Consider the following 15468-nt stretch of genomic DNA (forward strand, 5'->3'; position numbering starts at 1 on the left):
GCAAGTTTGGTGTACGGATTCTTCGTGCGGAAGTCGGCATGCCCGGGGCCAGGGAGACGTACACCGCTCCAGAAGATCATTGGCCGATCGGAACGCGTCTGGTGGCGAAGAGCGACCTGCATCGCGCAGCCACCGATAGCTGGTAGCGCGGGTGATAGAACTCGACGGGCTGTTCATTGCAGCAGAGAAGATCGGTTAGGCAACGCCGACTATCCGAGAAGTCTTAGGCCTCACCGGTCTCTCGGGCACTGCCGCAACTGACATAACCCCATCCTCATGGACGGCAATCGGCGTAATGCCGGGCGCAGCCACAATCAGATAGCCGTCGTTAAGTCGGTGGGTCACTTGAAGCCGCACAAGGACATAGTCACCTGCACAAACGGGTCGTTCGCTCATCGAAGCCACTCCGGCTCAACGCCCCCGCGAAAACCGACCTGAGAATAGTTCCCAAAAACTAAGAGAAACTCAATGGCCACGTTGGTTGCTAGGTCGCCGTCAGCTCAACATCTTCCAAGCGCTCGAAGGCGACCACCCAAGGATCAGGCCAGCACCGAGCAATGTTGCACCCCAGGCGACTAGCGTCGAGATAGGCGCAAATTGGGATCACTGAAGGCCGCCCTTATCCTGGATACACCCTGGTTGCGGAACAAATCCCAAGCAGGGAACCAACTGCGGGGTTTTCCGTTATTTTCCAACGAGGACGAGGGGCGTGGTTAGCCCTTTCCCACGCCTACAAAAGCCCCGCCCAGTGGTCTGGCGGGGCTTTCGTTTGCATCGTTGCACGTTCGATGAACGCGCGTGGCAAACAGGCTTCGCCAGCGTCCGGCTTTCGACGGGCAAGCAGCCACCCAAGCGTAATTTGTGCCTGGCGTCGGGGCCTCAGCGGCAGCGCCGATCGTCAGCTTATTTCCGCGACAACCGTACCCGAGATTGGGTCCGTCACGCCGAGGTCGCCGCCGAGGTCCTCGAGCGTGTCGCGAAAAGTGTCGAGAATGCCTATCATCGATGGCCGCGCTGCAGCGAGACTATCCATATCGTCCCACTCGCCGAGCATGCAAAAGGTGCGCTCGCCGGTCTTGATCAAGGCGCCCTTGCGAAAGCCCTTGGCGTTCAAAGATATCTTTTCATGCGCTTCGACGAAGGCCTGCTCCTTGCCTGGCTTGGTTCGGAAGCGGACGATGTTGTAGGCGGTCATTCCTTCCTCCATTGGTTCGCAGTCCATGTACGCTAGGGACGAGCTTCCAGGACCATGTTGAACGGCGTCTCGGTTGCGCGGTGGAAGCGCTTGAAACCGCCACTGGTCACCACCTTGCGCAGTTTCGCCTCTCCGGCCTGGGCTCCAAGCCCGAGCCCTACTTCCTGTGACAGTGACGCAGGCGTGCAGACAAAAGTGGAGGCTGCATAATAGACGCGCCCCACGGGATTGAGGTTGGCGCTCAGGTGATCATGCGCGAATGGTTCAACGATCATCCATGTACCGTCCGGTTTGAGGGAGGTATGTACATGTTTGGCCGCACCGGCAGGGTCGCCCATATCGTGAAGGCAGTCGAAGAATGCCACGAGGTCGTAGGTGCCGGGATAGGTCTTGGCGGCTGCAACTTCGAAGCGCGTATTGGCGCTGACGCCAGCCTCCGCGGCGGCCTTTCTTGCACGCTCGATCGAAGGCTCGTGATAGTCGAAGCCGGTGAAGCGAGAATTCGGAAAAGCGCGCGCCATCAGCACAGTTGACGCACCATGGCCGCATCCAACATCGGCGACCTCGGCGCCACGCTCAAGTTTTGCGACGACACCGTCGAGAGCAGGGAGCCAGGAGTCGATCAGATTGGCATTGTAGCCTGGGCGGAAGAACCGCTCAGTGCCGCGAAAAAGGCAAGCACTGTGTTCATGCCAGGCAACACCCTTGCCCGACTTGAATGCGTTGCGCACCTTCTCCTCGTCGAGCCAGAGAGTCGACATAACCTCGAATGCACCCGCCATGAAGGCCGGGCTGTCCTCGTCAGCGAAAACAAGTTCCTGCTCGGCGTTGAGATAGAAGCGGTCGGTGGCCTCATCATAGTCAACATAGCCGGCAGCCGCCTGTCCAGACAGCCATTCTCTGACCAGGCGCTCTTGGGTACCGGTGCCCTTGGCAAGCTCGGTTGGCGTCATCTTGCCGCCCTCGCGCAAGGCCTTGAACAGGCCAAGCCTATCGCCAAGCAGTACACCTGCCCCAGTAGCAATCGCGCCAAGATCGCCGACCATCTTTCCCAGGAATGCGTCCAGTTTTGCCTGACCAGCGTCCGTCATCGGAATCTCCCTTCGAGCTCGATCCTGACCGCCACTTGCCGTCATGCCGACCAGGCGACGCGGATCAGCTTGGCGACCCGCAAATTGCGGTAGCTGGTGAAGTTTACTTGAACGCAAGGGCGGTCGATAATGCCGAATTGTCATCGAAACGATGCAGACGGCACATCGCGGAGGCTCATCATGGAGATGCACGAGATCCGTTATTTCCTCGCCGCCTCCCAGACGCTCAATTTTCATCGCGCGGCCGAGCTCGTTCATGTCGGCCAGCCGGCGCTGACGCGGGCCATACAAAAGCTGGAAGCCGAACTAGGCGGCTATCTGTTTCACAGGGAAAAGACCCGGGTCCGGCTGACAGATTTCGGCTGCCTGATGCGGACCCACCTGGACGAAGTGTTCCAGCGTTCCGAGACAGCGAAAAGAACGGCGAGAAGTTTTCTGTCCCTGGAAGCCGCGTCGCTGACGCTGGGCGTCATGTGCACGATCGGCCCGCTACGCTTCGTCAGTTTCCTCAATGATTTTCGCGAGCGCCATCCTGGTATCGAGGTGACAGTTATCGAAGGCGCGGCGAACGATCTGACGGACCTCTTGAGAGAGGGGGCGCTGGATATCGCCCTTTTGGCGAGGCCCGAGCCGTTCGACTATGGGCTGAAGGCGGAATCCGTCTACCGCGAGAGCTTCGGCCTCGCCTTTTCGACCGGCCACCCGTTTGAAATGCGCAACACGCTGCATCTCAGCGACGTCCAGGGCGAGACCTATCTGGAGCGCATCAACTGCGAGTACGGCGATCATATAGACGGGCTGTGCAGAAACATCGGCTTCGATATTCAAAGCGCCTTTCGTAGCGAGCGTGAGGACTGGATCTTGGCGATGATTGCAGCTGGCATGGGCGTCTGCTTCATCGCGGAATATTCCACCGGCCATCCAGGGGTCTGTTATCGGCCCGTTGTAGACCCTGAAATCATACGCGAGGTGTCGTTGGTGTCCGTGGCCGATCGATCACATTCGCCTGCTGCCTCGGCTTTTGCCGCGGCAGTGCGAGAGCACGACTGGCAACGGCTCAGCACTGATGCCTGAGGCTCAAACTCGTTCCGCAAGACGAAGGCGAGCTGCCTTTGTCGCATGCTCGATGACAAAAGCGGCGTGAGATCGCCGAGTTCCTATTTCGCGCCGCAAGGCTGGAGCCGGTGCCGAACTTCGCCAGCAGGAGGTACGTGAAATGACTTGGCTTGAATGACCGGGGTGATGAGCGGTCGCCCGTTCTGACCAGCATGCACGAGCATCTTGTGCCAATTCTGGCCCTTCGTTGCACTCCTCCTTTCCGTGGCTCGTGTTGTGAAGGCTTGCGGGCACCGGCCCGAGGGCACGTCAGATCGCGTATAACGCCAGCGTCCGCAAGCCTTCACAATAGCGCTTGGGCAAAAAGCAACGGAGGTCCGGTCTCTAGCTCTAGCGCGAAGTGAGCTTCTCCGCGGCCGTGATATTCTCCGCGTCCAAGTCGCTTAGGTAGGATTTCGCTCTCTCCACAAACGACCCTGAGAGGCCGAACGCTTCAGCCGATCGACGGACAAACACCATTGTCACTTTGTCCGGCTGCGATTTATCAGCGCTGTTTCCGACTGAAGGGTCTTCCAGGTCGCCACCATCATGAGCAATAGCAGGAGGGCGAAGGGAAAGCCGGTCGCGATGGCGCTCGCCTGAAGCGCGGCAAGTCCGCCGCCGAGCAGTAGTGCAATGGCGACCAGGCCTTCGAAAGTGGCCCAGAAGACGCGTTGCGCTACAGGCGCGTCGACCTTGCCGCCGGCAGTGATCGTGTCGATGACCAACGAGCCTGAATCCGAGGAAGTGACGAAGAACACGATCACCAGCACGATACCGATCAGCGATGTCAGTCCGGCCAACGGCAGGGGCTGCAGCAGTCGGAATAGCGACAGTTCAGGCGTGTAGGCCACCACGGTCTCCTGCACTCCCTGATAACCATCGTTCAGGAACTGCGAAAGCGCGGTGCCGCCAAAGGCTGTCATCCAGAAGATTGATACGACCGTCGGTATGAGCAGCACGCACACGATGAATTCGCGCACCGTGCGGCCTCTCGATATACGGGCGATAAACATGCCTACAAACGGCGACCAGGAGATCCACCAAGCCCAGTAGAAGGTGGTCCAGCCATGCACGAACTCGTCATCGGTGCGCCCGAAGGGATTGGACAGGGCAGGCAGATGGGTCACGTAGGACCAAGTGTTGCTGAAGAAGCCGGCGGCGATTTCCCCGGTCGGTCCGAGAGCGAAGACGAAAGCCACCAACAGCACGGCGAGGACCATGTTGATCTCGGACAGGCGCTTGACGCCCGCGTCAAGGCCGGCGACGACCGAACCCAGCGCAACTGCCGTGATGCCGGCGATAAGCAGAACCTTCATTGTGTCCGTCGCCGGGACGCCGTAAAGGAAGTTGAGGCCGGCCAGCGCCTGTTCTGCCCCAAAGCCGAGCGATGTCGCCAATCCGAACAGGGTGGCGAAGACTGCCATAATGTCGATGACATGGCCAATCCAACCGCGAACGCGCTCGCCGAAAATCGGATAGAAGGCGGAGCGCACCGACAGGGGCATGCCCTTGTTATAGGCGGCCAAAGCCAACGACAGCCCTACGACCGCATAGATCGCCCACGGATGCAGGCCCCAATGGTAGATGGTAGCGGCCATGGCGGCTTCGCGCGCGGCCTCGACAGCGCCGGCACTCAACACGCCGTCAGCAACCGGGCCGGCGATGCCCAGAGGCGGGTTGTTGAAGTGATACATGGGTTCTAGCACGCCGAAGAACATCAGACCTATGCCCATCCCGGCAGCGAAAAGCATCGAGAACCAGCCGGCATAGCCGAATTCCGGCACGGCGTCGGCACCTCCGATGCGCACGCGCCCCATCGGCGATAGGACGACGGCGAGGCAAAACAGGACGAACAGATTGCCGGCTATGATGAACAGCCAGTCGAAGGTGGAAGTAAGCCATACGCGCAAGTTACCGAGCGCCGGACCGACGGAATCCCTGAAGATCAGGGTGAAGATGACGAAGCCGACGATGATTACCGCAGAGACGAAGAAGACCGGATTGTGAATGTCCAAGCCCAGAACGCGGATGTTATCCTGGCCGGCTTCCAGGCCATGATCCTCGGTCGCGGTGGTTCTGATAGACGACATGCTTCCCTCCCTAAGATTTGGTCATGCGTCGGTTCGGCCATCGGGCCGTGCGCAAGATGACTCGGTTGCCCTGGCGTCATGGTCCTGATTGCGACATCGTTGCAACAGTTGCGACCTGATGTGCTACTACCCCGGCGCGCAGCAAGGCTATGCCCGAGTTGCCGCCACAACTCGCGCAGATAAGGGAATACCCGAAGAGCTCGACACGCTGTCGGATGGCAAGGTTCTGCTCGTCAAACGCTTCGACCGCGGCGCTGGCGGCGCACGCATTCATATCGAGGACTTCGCCCAAGTTTTCGGTGTCTATTCTGGGCGCAAATACGAGGGCGCGTCATACCATGACATTGCCTCGGCCTTGAGCGCGGCCGTCTCGCCAGCGGCTGCACTGGAGTTCGTACGCCGTCTGGCGCTGGCGACCATTACCGGCAATGGCGACGTGCACCTCAAGAACTGGTCTCTCATCTACCGCGGTGTCTGCGATAAGCCGGAGCTTGCGCCGATCTATGACGTCTTGTCGACCGTGCCCTATATTCCTGCCGACGCGATGGCTCTCTCTATCGGCGGCGAACGCACGTTCAAGGCGCTTGCTGCTCCGCGGGGAAATCGTTCGCAAATCGAGCACGGCTGCCGGAGCCAGCCGTGTTCGATGCGGTGATTGAGACCGTCGACCTAGTCAACAAGTACTGGTGGGACCTTGCCGAACGGCCCTCGTTCCCAAGAAAGTAAGCGAACGGATCGACGAACACGTGAAAACGATGACCCCGATATTCATGACATGCGTCGAATAAAGAGAGGACTGACCAATCCAGTGTACCGTTCAATCGCCAAAATCGGCGCATTGCTGTCCGTCGCATCACGCCGCTGGTGGCGCCTGTAACGACAGCTTACTAGTCAAGCAGAACCCCGCGGCTTGATAATGAGCCCGCGGGGTTCCTTCAAAGGGCGACATGCCATGGCAGGCCTGGGCAGCAGCCAGGACGAGATCATACTCGACTTAGGATGATCCGGCTCGTGACTACGTTTTTGCCGGTCTTCGGATCTACATCAACAGTCGTCAACGTCATGCCGTCAGCACCGACTTTTTCCACGGTGAGCACAGCGTTTCTATCTCCATTAACTTTTTTCGCCCAGCGAATACCGAGGTCTATCGCGTTTCCGCGACGACTACCGCTAAGTGCAGCAGTTCCGGTGCCTGCCCCCACATAGGAGCCGCTATAACTACCACCCTGTGCGGTCAAGTTGGCCTCGACAGTGCGTGAGACGACGATCAGGCCGCGACAGTTGCCGTCCAGTGCCAACGAGGCATCTGCCGCTTGCGACGTGAATTTGCAGGCAACTTTGACCGGCGAAGCATCCGTACGCACTTTGACGGTGCCACTGCCCCTCCACGTTCCTTCCAAGGATTGCAAAAAGTCGGACTCGCTGGCGCCTGCTATGGGAGCCACGAACATGGTCGAGGCAGCAAGTATCATTCTCGCGAGAGATTTCATTTGGTCACTCTTTCATGTTTTGAAGGTGGCCGGAGGGGTGCCGGCTCGAAGTCCCCTAAATAGCTGCGGCATCCTGAACATCGGGAAAACCAGGCGTTCAGGTTGCATTCATCGATTACGAAGCACGCGCTGGGCAAAATTGGGAAGCTGGATCACACCTTGCTTTCCGGCAATCATTGCGATCAGTGCTCGCCGGGAGCGTCAGAAGGGCGACTGGATTGACAACGCCTTTACTCAAACCCAGGCGAACTCGCGGACGAGCCGGACGGCTGTGTCTCAACAGGTCAAAGACGCCGAGAGCGGTGACCGGCTCAAGCACTTTCGGTTCCCCGACAGGGGAAAGATGTCCGGGCTTTCAATAGCCGCGAAGCCGAGCGGCCGACGCTCGGCCGGCCGCCTCGATCTCGGCTTTGACCATCCCTTCTCGCGGCCGCCTCGAAGGGGGCGCAATGCTCCCCTTTGCCATCCGGGAACCTTTAACCGAGCTGCATGCGCTCCATGCGCAGAGCGGCGGCGCGACGATGCCCTTCCAGCCCCTCACTGGCGCTCTGGCGGATCGCCGCCGGTGCGACGGCCTCAACGCCGGAGCGCTCCAGCCACTGATGGGTGCAGACTTTGACGTAAGAGCCAACCCACAGTCCGCCGGTGTAGCGCCCGGCGCCCATGGTCGGCAAAGTGTGGTTGGTGCCGCAGCATTTGTCGGAATAGACGACGCTCGCCATCGTTCCTATGAACAGCGAACCGTAATTGCGCAACCGCTTGGCTATCGCATGCGGGTCGATGGTGTGGATCTGCAGGTGCTCGGCGGCGATGAAATCGGAATAGCCCAACATCGCCGCCTCGTCATCGCACACAACGATCTGGCCGTAGTCTCGCCACGCGGGTGCTGCGACATTGGCGGTTGATAGACCTGAGAGCTGACGTTCGACCTCCACCAGCGTGTCTTGAGCCAGTTTTGGATCGGTGGTGATCAAGCCGACACGCGTACGCACATCGTGCTCGGCCTGCGCCAATAGGTCAGTGGCGATCATAGCAGCGTCGCCCGAGGCGTCGGCGACGATGAAGATCTCGCTCGGCCCGGCGAGCTGGTCGATGCCGACCGGCCCGAAAACCTGGCGCTTGGCTTCGTTGACATAGGCATTGCCGGGCCCAACGATCTTGTCGACGCCGGGAATGGTTTCGGTGCCATAGGCCATGGCGGCGATCGCCTGGGCACCGCCAACGCGGAATATGCGGTCCGCTCCGGAGAGGTGGCATCCGGCGATCATCGACTGATGCGCGTTGGGCGGCAGGCAAGCGATGACCTCGTCGCAGCCAGCCACCTTGGCCGGCACAATGGTCATGACGGGCGCCGACAGCAGCGGATAGCGTCCTCCAGGCACATAGGCACCAATGCGGGCGATCGGAATGACACGATGTCCGAGATGCAGGCCCGGCAGGGGTTCGACCTCAAGCGGGAGCATGGTCGCCAGTTGCGCCTCGGCGAAAGCGCGCACACGCTCGATGGCAAAACGTGTGTCGGCAGCGGTCTGCGGATCAAGTGCTGCCACCGCCGCCTCGCGCTCGGCCATGGAGACCTCGAAGTGCACGACCTCGGCGCGGTCGAAGGTGCGGCTGTACTCACGCAAAGCCTCGTCGCCGCGCTCGCGCACACCGGCAAGCACGCTTTTCACTGTTTGCTCTATCTCGCCGATATCGGCCACGGCGGCGGGGCTAGGAGCCTTGAGATGATGGATGCGGGCGGCGATTTCAGATGAAAGCTGCATGGTTCTGTTCCGGATGACTGCGGTTTCGTGTCGACAGTGAGGGACGGCGACCCGCGACACAATCAGACGCCAGGCAACTGTCTAGTATTCTAACCGGTGAATGCTACCATCTCGACTGAAGGAGCCGCCATGTCGCAAATCGGGGAACATCTACGCGAGCTGCGCCGTCGGCGCCATCTCGGCATCAGGGAGCTGGCGGCACGCTCGGGAATCTCGCATTCCACCATCTCGCTGATCGAGCGCGACCGCATCAGCCCGTCGGTCGACACGCTGAGCGCCATCCTCGACGCACTCGGCACGACCTTGCCGGGATTCTTCTCCGGCATTACCTCGGTGGTGCCGTCATCGCCATTCTATTCGTCGCGCGATTGCATCGAGATTGGCAACCACGACTCGATCTCCTACCGCATGTTAGGTGTGAACTTCCCGAACCGCACCGTATTGATGCTGCATGAGACCTATGCACCGGGCGCCGATACCGGCGAGGCTTTCAGCCACCAAGCCCAGGAAGCGGGCTTTGTCATGACCGGAGCAGTGGAGCTTACCGTAGGCAGCGAAAGCCGAGTGCTCATGCCCGGCGACGGCTATTATTTCGACAGCCGTTCGCCGCATCGCTTCCGCAATGTCTCCAACGAGGCAAGCCAGATCATCAGTGCGGTGACGCCGCCAACCTACTGAGAGTGCCAGGCGGCTCACGATCCGGTCGATATATCGACCAGAGCCTGACCCAGCGGCATCAGGCCTGTTGCCCCCACCTCAGTTGTGCTTTTGTTATCTCCTCCAGAGGTGGAACAAGGATAAGAACATGACTTTAAAAAGGACAATCAGCACGATCGGTGCGGCGGGCCTGGCACTTTCGCTTGCGGCCGGAGCAGCGTCGGCCCGCGATCTAACCGTCGTATCCTGGGGCGGCAACTATCAGGATGCACAAAAGAAGATCTATTTCGAACCCTTCGCCCAGAAGCTGGGCAAGCCGGTGCTAGACGAAAGCTGGGACGGCGGCATCGGTGTTATCGCCGCCAAAGTGAAAGCCGGCGAGCCCAATTGGGATGTGGTGCAGGTCGAAACCGAAGAACTTGAGCTCGGCTGCACAGACGGGTTCTATGAAAAGATCGATTGGGACAAGCTCGGCGGCAAGGACAAGTTCCTGGCGGCGGGGGCGCATGACTGCGGGGTCGGCGCCATCGTGTGGTCGACCATGCTGAGCTATGACGGCGACAAGCTGAAGGACAGCGTGCCGACCTCATGGGTCGATTTCTGGGACACCGGCAAGTTCCCCGGCAAGCGCGGTCTGCGCCGCGGCCCGAAATACTCGCTTGAATTCGCATTGATGGCCGACGGCGTGAAGCCGGCTGACGTTTACACCGTGCTGCGTACGCCGGAAGGCATCGACCGCGCCTTCAAGAAACTCGACGAGATCAAGAAGGACGTGGTGTGGTGGGAAGCCGGCGCCCAGCCGCTTCAACTGCTTGCCTCGGGCGAGGTCGTGATGACGACCGCATATAATGGTCGCATCTCGGGCATCAACAAGACCGAAGGCAAGCACTTCAAGGTGGTCTGGCCGGGCAGCATCTACGCGATCGACAGCTGGGTGGTGCTGCGCAACAGCCCCAACAAGAACGACGCGATGGACTTCATCGCTTTTGCCAGTGCCCCTGAAAACCAGTCCAAATTGCCGGAATATATCGCCTATGGCCTCCCGCAGAAGGAGGCGGCAGCGGCGGTACCGGCCAACCTCGCCGCTGACCTGCCAACGGCCGAAGCCAATCTGGTGGACGCGGTCGCACTCGATGGTGCATTCTGGGTCGACAACGTCGAGGAGCTGACCAGCCGGTTCAACGCCTGGCTGGCGCAGTAAGGACGTCAACACGAAAGGGGCCCGTGCTGGATGCGGGTTCCCTTAGTGCCTCCCCCGGCATCCGCCGTCGGAAGGGTCAACGCCTGCTGCGAGGGACCTTTGTCTGCTTTCATAAATCTCGAACGCATCTCCAAATCCTTCGGCACGTTCAAGGTGGTCGACGACCTCGATCTGGAGATCGCAAAGGGCGAATTCCTAAGCCTGCTGGGCCCGTCCGGTTCGGGCAAGACGACGATCCTGATGATGCTCGCCGGTTTCGTCGAACCGAGCAGCGGGGCGATCACGCTCGAAGGCAAGCGCATCGATCATTTGCCGGCGCACCGCCGCAACATGGGCGTGGTGTTCCAGAACTACGCCCTGTTTCCACACATGACGGTCGCGGAGAATGTGGCCTTTCCACTGGTCATGCGCGGCGTGTCGAAGACGGAAGCCGCCGAGCGGGTCGCACGCGCCATCGACATGGTGCAACTCACTCACATCAAGGATCGCAAACCGGCGCAACTTTCGGGCGGGCAGCAGCAACGTGTGGCCCTGACCCGCGCGCTGGTGTTCGAGCCGAACGTGGTGTTGATGGACGAGCCGCTGGGCGCACTCGACAAGCAGTTGCGCGAGCATATGCAGCTCGAATTGCGCGAACTGCACCGGCGGCTGGGGCTGACCATCGTCTTCGTCACACATGACCAGGGCGAAGCGCTGACGATGTCCAACCGCATAGCCGTGTTCAATGCCGGCCAGATCGAGCAATTGGCATCGCCCGAAGCGATCTACGACCATCCGGAGACGCGCTTCGTGGCTGAGTTTATCGGCGAGACCAACATGTTTGCCGGCAAGGTGGAGGCACGCGACGGCGCGCGGACGAAGATCAGGCTTGACGCAGGCCCGATGGTGGAGGCCTACCTGACGACGGAGTTTGCCAGCGGCGCTGCGGCACTTGTAAGCGTGCGCCCCGAACGGGTAGGTCTCTCCGAGACTTCAAACGCGGCGAACGCCATGCCGGTCAAGGTGCTCGACACCGTCTACCAAGGCGACCATATGCGCGTGCGTCTCGCCGGCAGCGGCGTCGAGATGGTGGCAAAGGTTGACCGCAAGACCCGCGCCTGGGCCGTCGGCGCCGAGGCGTTCGCCACCTTCAACCCTGATGAATGCACGGTGATTGCGCCATGATGTCCTCGGCAATGCGCGCAAGATTGCGGGCGCTGGGGCTGATCATGCCGTTGATGGCGTTCTTGCTGGTATTCTTCGTCTGGCCGCTGGCAACGATGATGGTGGCTTCGGTCACTGACGGCACGGTGCGCGGCGTGCTACCGCAAACGGCCACGGTGTTGGCAAAATGGGATGGAGAGGGCCCTCCAACGCCGGAAATGGCGGCGTCATTGGTCACCGACCTACGCATGCCGGTCGACTCGCTCGCTTTCGGCGATGCAGTGCGGCGGCTGAATAGCGAGCTTTCGGGTTTCCGCTCGCTGATGTCGCGCACCGCAAGCGCTGCCAAGGGCGCAGGCGAAGGCCAGGCCCTCGACCTCGTTGCCATCGACCCACGCTGGGGCGACGCCAAATACTGGCTGGCGATGAAACGCGCCATGCCACTCTACACCGACCGCTATCTGCTCGCCGCTGTCGACCTTGAACGCGACGCCAGCGGCAATGTCGCGGGACTTGATGCCAACACGTCGGCCAACCGCCAGATCATGCTGCGAACCTTCTTGATCGCCGCGTCAGTGACGCTGTTGTGCGCGGCGATCGGGCTGCCCTATGCGCTGATCGCCGCGGCGAGCAAGGGGTGGGTGCGCGCGATACTACTGATCGCGGTGCTGTTGCCGCTTTGGACGTCCCTTCTGGTGCGCACGGCAGCCTGGTTCATCCTGTTGCAGAACGAAGGCCTGATCAACGACGCGCTCAAGACAATCGGCCTGATCAGCGAACCGCTGCCGCTGATCTTTAACCGCACAGGGGTCATCATCGCCATGACGCATGTTCTTTTGCCGTTCATGGTGCTGCCGATCTACAGTGGCCTGCTGACCATTCCAGCGAATCTGATGCCCGCCGCGGCCTCGCTCGGTGCGTCGCGCATCAAGGCGTTCCGACACGTACTGTTGCCGCTCGCATTCCCCGGCTTGATGTCCGGCTCGCTGCTCGTGTTCATGGTGGCGCTCGGTTACTATATCACGCCGGCACTTGTCGGCGGCGCCAACGACCAGATGATCAGCTCGGTCATCGCCTTCTTCGCGACCGGTACGGCAAATTGGGGCATGGCCGGGGCGCTCGGCCTTATCCTGCTTGTCGTCACAACGGTGCTCTATCTTGTCTATGGCAGACTTTCCCGCTCACCGACGATGGTGGCGACATGAGCGGCCAGACCAGTCCGATCCTGCGCATTGCCCAGATCGTGTTCGGCGTCGCCGTCGTGTTCTTCCTGCTGGCGCCAATCGTCGCCATCCTGCCGCTCGCCTTCAATTCCAGCGTATTCCTTAACTACCCCATTGAATCCTTCTCTTCACGCTGGTTCGGCGAGTTGCAAAGCAACGACATGTGGCGGCGCTCGATCGTCAACAGCCTGATCATCGGCTCCGGCGCGACCATCGTCGCCACCGTGCTGGGCACACTGGCGGCACTCGGGTTGCGCAGCAGCCAACTGCCCTTCGCCAGCGCCATTCGCACAACCTTCCTGATGCCGATGGTGGTGCCCGCAGTGGTGCTCGGCGTCGGCATGCAAATGCTTTACGGCCGGCTCGGACTCGCCAATTCCTATCTCGGGGTCGTCGTCGCCCACGCAGTGTTGTGCATCCCCTTCGTGCTTGTCAGCGTATCGGGATCGCTCAATGCCATGGACCCGTGGCTGGAGCGGGCGGCGAGCAGCCTGGGGGCGTCGCCGACGCGGGTGTTCCGGCGCATAACTATGCCGATCATCATGCCCGGCATACTGACGGGGGCGGTGTTCGCCTTTGCCACCTCGCTCGATGAGGTGGTGCTGACACTGTTCGTCGCCGGTCCCAACCAGCGCACGCTGGCGCGGCAGATGTTTGCCAGCATCCGCGAGAACATCAGCCCGGCAGTGGCGGCTGCGGCCTTCCTGATGATTGTCGGCACGCTTTGCATTGCCGGCCTTGTCGGCTTCCTGCGCTGGCGCAGCCAGAAGGCGCTGAAGCCTGCATAGACAAAAGGGCCGTCCAAGTCTTCCCCTTCGGCCGGCACTGGATCAGTCGGTAAGGCAAGTATCACGGCCATCAACCCCACGGTAAGCTCGCGGGAGACGCTCGTTCAAAGCCGATTTGCGAGCGGGAAAAACAAACGAAACTCAGGCGGTGTGAAGCGGGTCATCTCCTTGGTGCGCGAGGCATTTCACTCCAACGCGTCGAAGCTCGGCACGCCGTCGCGCGCCCCAGAGGCAAGGCACGACGTGCGCTAAACGCTCAGTAGGTCGTCAATCTTGATCGACAGATATCTGTAAGGCACGAGGTAGAGCCGCCCAAGCGTCGTGAAAGTCCAACTGATTACGAACTCGAGGGCTGCATTTCACCATGGTACAGCCGCTGCGCGTGTCAGGCTTGTGCGGCCCTACGCCTGACCGGGGCCCTAACCGCCTGTTGCTTTGACAATAGCGGTAATAACGTATCGCTGGTACTGATGTCGCCATTCCAGCACGGGCCCCGCAGATGACATCCGATACAGATAAAGCCGAGGCTGTCGAGCAACTGCTCGATACACCTGACCTTGCAAGTGCGCTGGAAAGCGACCAATTCAAGAAATTCCTCGACCAGGTGCCGATTGCCCTGGCGGTCTCGGACCTGACGGTGAAGGAGCGCGTTGTCTATGCCAATCCGGAATTTGAAAAACTCTCAGGCCTGACGGCGGCCAGCCTTACCCGACAAAACTGGTCCGGACTTTCCGGCGTTGGCCTCCACCGGCAAAACGACCGGCCACTGGCGGAGGCCGTGATCGAGGAAACCGAGTTCGTGGGCACCTTCCGGCTGGCGCGAAACGAAGATAGGCAGGCGCTTGTCGACGTCTACTCCAATCTTATCGCGGACGACAACGGCAAGACCTGCTTTCGGCTGGTGGCGCTTGTCGACGTATCGGCTCATGGCGAGACCGAGGATTCGCGCTCGGTCGAGGAGCGCGTGCGCGAAAAGGACATGCTGCTGCGAGAGTTGCAGCACCGTGTGAAGAACAATCTGCAGATGATCACCGCGCTGATCCGTCTGGAAACCCGAAATACCACCGAGCCGGACCAGAAGCGCTTCGAGAGGCTCGCCGGCCGCGTCGACGCCCTCGCCATCCTCTACCAGACACTGTCCGCTGACGAGCAAAAGGATGAGGTCGATCTCGGCGTTTATCTCAGCCAGATCGCGTCAGCGGTGATGACCTCGCATGCGGTCGAGGGTATTCGCCTTGACATGAAGGTGGATACCTATCCGGTTTCAATAAACGTCGCCATGCCGACAGGGTTGGTGGTAAACGAGCTGCTGACCAATGCGCTCAAACATGCCTTCCGCGGGCGTGACGGTGGCACAATAACCCTGCACAGCATCGTAAACGGCGATGGTTGCAGGATCATCGTTGCGGACGACGGGATCGGGCTGCCCGAAGGGGAGACCTGGCCCAAGCATGGGAAGCTGGGGGCGCTGATTGCGCACTCGCTGACCGAGAACGCCAAGGCGGAATTCGACGTCAACTCAAGTGCCACGGAGGGAACCAGGGTAACCATCGTTTTCAAACGGTCGGCTGCTTCCACAGCGAACTGACGCCACCGGCAGTGCTGGTGTCGCCAAGTCATGCAAACAGCGCTCCGACAACCCAGTACATCCTGATCTGAATTGGACAATCCTACGCTTTACTTCCAAACTGCACGAGGGGGTGCTCCGTCGCGCCATGCGGCGGAG

12 protein-coding genes and 1 pseudogene are annotated in these 15468 nt (G+C 60.6%); 8 read left to right on the forward strand and 5 right to left on the reverse strand.

What is annotated here, in order from left to right:
* Positions 1-898 precede the first annotated feature (898 nt).
* The gene (locus tag IHE39_RS16785) at positions 899-1195 is read right to left on the reverse strand and encodes an antibiotic biosynthesis monooxygenase (protein WP_184774433.1); all 297 of its coding nucleotides are present in this window, start codon (positions 1193-1195) and stop codon (positions 899-901) included.
* A gap of 32 nt (positions 1196-1227) precedes the next feature.
* A complete protein-coding gene (locus tag IHE39_RS16790; RefSeq protein ID WP_192567506.1) occupies positions 1228-2286 on the reverse strand; it encodes a class I SAM-dependent methyltransferase in 1059 nt (352 codons plus the stop codon).
* A 180-nt stretch (positions 2287-2466) separates the two neighbouring features.
* On the opposite strand from IHE39_RS16790, the gene IHE39_RS16795 reads away from it, so the two are divergent.
* A complete protein-coding gene (locus IHE39_RS16795; protein ID WP_192567252.1) occupies positions 2467-3360 on the forward strand; it encodes a LysR family transcriptional regulator in 894 nt (297 codons plus the stop codon).
* A 503-nt stretch (positions 3361-3863) separates the two neighbouring features.
* Here the strand turns inward: IHE39_RS16795 and IHE39_RS16800 are convergent.
* The gene (locus IHE39_RS16800; RefSeq protein WP_192567253.1) at positions 3864-5474 is read right to left on the reverse strand and encodes a BCCT family transporter; all 1611 of its coding nucleotides are present in this window, start codon (positions 5472-5474) and stop codon (positions 3864-3866) included.
* 181 nt (positions 5475-5655) lie between these two features.
* Between IHE39_RS16800 and IHE39_RS16805 the strand changes: the two are divergent.
* Positions 5656-6262 (forward strand): annotated as a pseudogene (locus IHE39_RS16805) (type II toxin-antitoxin system HipA family toxin); the annotation flags it as partial.
* 195 nt (positions 6263-6457) lie between these two features.
* Here the strand turns inward: IHE39_RS16805 and IHE39_RS16810 are convergent.
* The gene (locus tag IHE39_RS16810) at positions 6458-6964 is read right to left on the reverse strand and encodes a hypothetical protein (RefSeq protein WP_192567254.1); all 507 of its coding nucleotides are present in this window, start codon (positions 6962-6964) and stop codon (positions 6458-6460) included.
* Between the two features lie 476 nt (positions 6965-7440).
* Positions 7441-8730, reverse strand: coding sequence for a histidinol dehydrogenase (gene hisD, locus IHE39_RS16815; protein WP_192567255.1), 1290 nt, complete (start codon positions 8728-8730; stop codon positions 7441-7443).
* Between the two features lie 129 nt (positions 8731-8859).
* Between hisD and IHE39_RS16820 the strand changes: the two genes are divergently transcribed.
* From IHE39_RS16820 to IHE39_RS16845, 6 genes are all read left to right on the forward strand, one after another.
* Complete coding sequence (locus tag IHE39_RS16820; RefSeq protein ID WP_192567256.1) at positions 8860-9408, forward strand: cupin domain-containing protein; 549 nt, start codon at positions 8860-8862, stop codon at positions 9406-9408.
* Between the two features lie 127 nt (positions 9409-9535).
* A complete protein-coding gene (locus tag IHE39_RS16825; RefSeq protein WP_192567257.1) occupies positions 9536-10588 on the forward strand; it encodes an ABC transporter substrate-binding protein in 1053 nt (350 codons plus the stop codon).
* A gap of 30 nt (positions 10589-10618) precedes the next feature.
* Positions 10619-11752, forward strand: a complete 1134-nt coding sequence (locus IHE39_RS16830; RefSeq protein ID WP_434781322.1) for an ABC transporter ATP-binding protein — start codon at positions 10619-10621, stop codon at positions 11750-11752.
* Positions 11749-12936 (forward strand): ABC transporter permease, encoded by a 1188-nt coding sequence (locus IHE39_RS16835; RefSeq protein ID WP_184774419.1) that lies wholly within the window; start codon positions 11749-11751, stop codon positions 12934-12936. Before IHE39_RS16830 ends, IHE39_RS16835 begins: the two co-directional genes overlap by 4 nt.
* On the forward strand, positions 12933-13742 hold the full coding sequence (locus IHE39_RS16840) for an ABC transporter permease (RefSeq protein WP_192567259.1): 810 nt from the start codon (positions 12933-12935) through the stop codon (positions 13740-13742). Before IHE39_RS16835 ends, IHE39_RS16840 begins: the two co-directional genes overlap by 4 nt.
* Before the next feature lie 499 nt (positions 13743-14241).
* Positions 14242-15330, forward strand: coding sequence for a sensor histidine kinase (locus IHE39_RS16845; RefSeq protein WP_192567260.1), 1089 nt, complete (start codon positions 14242-14244; stop codon positions 15328-15330).
* The last annotated feature ends 138 nt before the right edge of the window (positions 15331-15468 follow it).

Origin of the sequence: Aminobacter carboxidus (assembly GCF_014863355.1) — a bacterium.
Classification (GTDB): domain Bacteria; phylum Pseudomonadota; class Alphaproteobacteria; order Rhizobiales; family Rhizobiaceae; genus Aminobacter; species Aminobacter carboxidus.

Bases quoted from the DNA above. Each gene is read 5' to 3' on its own strand.
- IHE39_RS16840 (WP_192567259.1), top strand. From the start codon at position 12,933: ATGAGCGGCCAGACCAGTCCGATCCTGCGCATTGCCCAGATCGTGTTC.
- hisD (WP_192567255.1), bottom strand. From the start codon at position 8,730: ATGCAGCTTTCATCTGAAATCGCCGCCCGCATCCATCATCTCAAGGCT.
- IHE39_RS16830 (WP_434781322.1), top strand. From the start codon at position 10,619: ATGCGGGTTCCCTTAGTGCCTCCCCCGGCATCCGCCGTCGGAAGGGTC.
- IHE39_RS16790 (WP_192567506.1), bottom strand. From the start codon at position 2,286: ATGACGGACGCTGGTCAGGCAAAACTGGACGCATTCCTGGGAAAGATG.
- IHE39_RS16795 (WP_192567252.1), top strand. From the start codon at position 2,467: ATGGAGATGCACGAGATCCGTTATTTCCTCGCCGCCTCCCAGACGCTC.
- IHE39_RS16810 (WP_192567254.1), bottom strand. From the start codon at position 6,964: ATGAAATCTCTCGCGAGAATGATACTTGCTGCCTCGACCATGTTCGTG.
- IHE39_RS16820 (WP_192567256.1), top strand. From the start codon at position 8,860: ATGTCGCAAATCGGGGAACATCTACGCGAGCTGCGCCGTCGGCGCCAT.
- IHE39_RS16825 (WP_192567257.1), top strand. From the start codon at position 9,536: ATGACTTTAAAAAGGACAATCAGCACGATCGGTGCGGCGGGCCTGGCA.
- IHE39_RS16835 (WP_184774419.1), top strand. From the start codon at position 11,749: ATGATGTCCTCGGCAATGCGCGCAAGATTGCGGGCGCTGGGGCTGATC.
- IHE39_RS16800 (WP_192567253.1), bottom strand. From the start codon at position 5,474: ATGTCGTCTATCAGAACCACCGCGACCGAGGATCATGGCCTGGAAGCC.
- IHE39_RS16845 (WP_192567260.1), top strand. From the start codon at position 14,242: ATGACATCCGATACAGATAAAGCCGAGGCTGTCGAGCAACTGCTCGAT.
- IHE39_RS16785 (WP_184774433.1), bottom strand. From the start codon at position 1,195: ATGACCGCCTACAACATCGTCCGCTTCCGAACCAAGCCAGGCAAGGAG.